We start from the raw sequence: 393 nt of genomic DNA on the forward strand, positions 1-393 counted from the left end.
AACCACCTTGTATTTGTCGGCACGGCTGGAAATCTCTTATGTCACCGACAAGGGCGTCATATGTAAAGCCTGCGCCGCCAGAGCGCTCCGCAGAGCAGCCGACCAAGCCGAAAGGGCGTGCGTAACAGCCGACCAGAACAAAGGGGATAAGTGATGGACATCTTTTCCGAAATCTTGGCCAAGCTGCCACCGGGCTGCTACCCGCACGCGATTTCAAAGTTTGTGGATGGCACGGTCCGCACGACGCGAGATAACTGTGTCGTCGTCCCGATCAAGATCGGCATCGAGGCGCTGGGATCGCCTTTCAATGATCTTCGGGCAGTCCTGGAGCCCGAGGGCATTGCCCTGATACCAATCCTCGTTTTTGTCGACCCGAAGGCTTACGAGGATGCC

The 393-nt window shown here is 57.0% G+C and carries 1 protein-coding gene; it reads left to right on the top strand.

Annotated features, from left to right (window positions below; translation table 11 throughout):
* Nucleotides 1-153: 153 nt before the first annotated feature.
* The coding region (locus RCF13_RS00805) for a hypothetical protein (protein ID WP_308140718.1) at nucleotides 154-393 on the top strand (240 nt) is incomplete at its 3' end.

The sequence above is a fragment of the Stenotrophomonas maltophilia group sp. RNC7 genome (assembly GCF_030910085.1).
GTDB classification, from domain to species: domain Bacteria; phylum Pseudomonadota; class Gammaproteobacteria; order Xanthomonadales; family Xanthomonadaceae; genus Stenotrophomonas; species Stenotrophomonas sepilia.